Source organism: Streptomyces sp. NPDC005195 (genome assembly GCF_040608315.1).
Classification (GTDB): domain Bacteria; phylum Actinomycetota; class Actinomycetes; order Streptomycetales; family Streptomycetaceae; genus Streptomyces; species Streptomyces kaempferi.
Genome location: NZ_JBEXHZ010000271.1, coordinates 1 through 2,016, shown reverse-complemented (window position 1 = coordinate 2,016; position 2,016 = coordinate 1). Strand labels below are relative to the sequence as shown.

Here is a 2,016-nt window from a genome sequence, read left to right as displayed (position 1 = left end):
GTCACCGGCGGCCTCACCGGGATCGGCGCGCCCCTGATGGACCCGTTCGCCGACCTGCTCCGCGCGTCGGGGCTGCCGCTGCGGGTGACCCCCGCGCTCGGCGATCCCCTGCACGGGGCGCGCCTGCTGGCCCTGGATTCCGCCGGACCCCACGAACCTCTCGTCATCCGCGTCCACCGGACCCGGACGACGGCCCCGCCGCCATGAGCATGTGCGACGGACCGCCGGGCGCGCGTCGCACCGACGAGACGGGGCGCCGCCCCTCCCCCACCGACCCCCTTCACCGGTGACACCACCGATCCGTTCTAAGGAGTGCACGTGCGCCAACTCGACCTGGCGGTGATCGCCGTCTATCTGGTCGCCATCGCCGTGATCGGACTGCGCCTGTCCGGGCGGCAGAAGACGGCGAAGGAGTACTTCGTCGGTGAGAGCCACATGCCCTGGTGGACGGTGTCGTTCTCGATAGTGGCCACCGAGACCAGTGTGCTGACCGTCATCAGCGTGCCCGGCGGGACGTACAGCGGGCAGGGCTTCGGCAACGTCGAACTGGCGCTGGGTTACGTGATCGGGCGGGTCGTCGTCGCCACGGTACTCATCCCGCTGTACAAGCGCGGCGGCTTCGTCAGCGCCTATCAGTACCTCGGGGAGCGCTTCGGACTGAAGCTCCAGGGCCTGGCGTCGGTGTCGTTCGTCTTCACCCGGCTGCTCGCCGAAGGCGTCCGGCTGTTCGCGTCGGCGATCCCGATCAAGCTGCTGCTCGACGAACTCGGCGTGCACACCGGCTACCAGGCCATCATCGTCGTGCTGACCGTGATCACCGTCGTGTACACCTACCTCGGGGGCATCAAGGCGGTCATCTGGACGGACGCCATCCAGATGGGCCTCTACCTCGGCGGCGTGATCCTGGCCATCGCGGTGCTCACCGGGCACGTCGGCGCCACCGGCTTCTCGCAGGCCCTGCACGGCGGCGAGTTCAGGCTCTTCGACACCGACTTCGGCCTCGACCACGTCCTCACCAGCTCCTTCGCCCTGCCGACGGCCATCATCGGCGGCGCCATCTTCGCGATGGCCAGCCACGGCTCGGACCAGCTGATCGTGCAGCGTGTGCTGACCACCCGCACCCTGCGCGACGGCCAGAAGGCGATGATCGCCTCCGGTGTCTTCGTCACCGTGCAGTTCGCCGCGTTCTCCCTGGCCGGTGCTCTGCTCTGGTCGTACAACAAGGGCCGCAGCTTCCAGGAGATGGGGCTGAGCAGCTCCGACAACCTCTACCCGAACTTCATCCTGCACGGCCTGCCGGTGGGCATCTCGGGTCTTCTGGTGGCCGGAATCCTGGGCGCCGCGATGGGCTCGCTGTCCTCCGCGCTGAACTCCATGTCGAACTCCACGGTGTCCGACATCATCCACAGCTTCCGGAAGAAGGCCCCCTCCGACGAGGCACTGCTGAAGCTGGCCCGGGTGATGACGCTGGTGTGGGCGGCGCTGATGGCGGTCTTCGCCTGCGCGTTCAGCACCAGCTCGGGCAACGTCTACCTGACCGGTCTGACGATCGCGGGCTACACCTACGGCGCGCTGCTCGGGGCGTTCCTGCTCGGCCGGCTGATCAAACGGGCCACGGAGGTGGACGCCGTCGTGGCCTTCCTGGTGACCATCGGCGTGATGACGTACATCGTCCGCGGCGTGAAGATCGACGTGACCACCGCGGGGACGACCGTGCCCACGGCGATCGCCGCTCAGTGGCTGGTGCCGATCGGTGTGCTGGTCACGATCCTCGTGGGCGGCGTGATGAGCCTGTTCCACCAGGCCCCGGCCGCCGCCCCCACTGCCGCGCCGGTGGGACCCGACGAACCCGACGGACACGGCACGGAGGTCACCGCGACCGCCGGCCAGTCCTGACCGAACCCCGGGCCGGGGGGGGCCGCGATACGGCGGCCCCCCGCCCGGTCCCCTCGTTACCGCCGCCCGCGTGCGGCGCGCCCGGCCGGTACGACCCCAACAATCCGAGCATGACCTGCG

1 protein-coding gene and 1 pseudogene are annotated in these 2,016 nt (G+C 69.5%); both read left to right on the top strand.

Annotation, left to right across the window (positions count from 1 at the left end; all coding sequences use genetic code 11):
• Window positions 1-207 (top strand): annotated as a pseudogene (locus ABZV34_RS38870) (ATPase); the annotation flags it as partial.
• Window positions 208-318: 111 nt separating this feature from the next.
• Window positions 319-1,896: a sodium:solute symporter gene (locus ABZV34_RS38865; RefSeq protein WP_356287834.1), complete on the top strand. Its 1,578-nt coding sequence runs from the start codon at window positions 319-321 to the stop codon at window positions 1,894-1,896.
• Window positions 1,897-2,016: the final 120 nt, after the last annotated feature.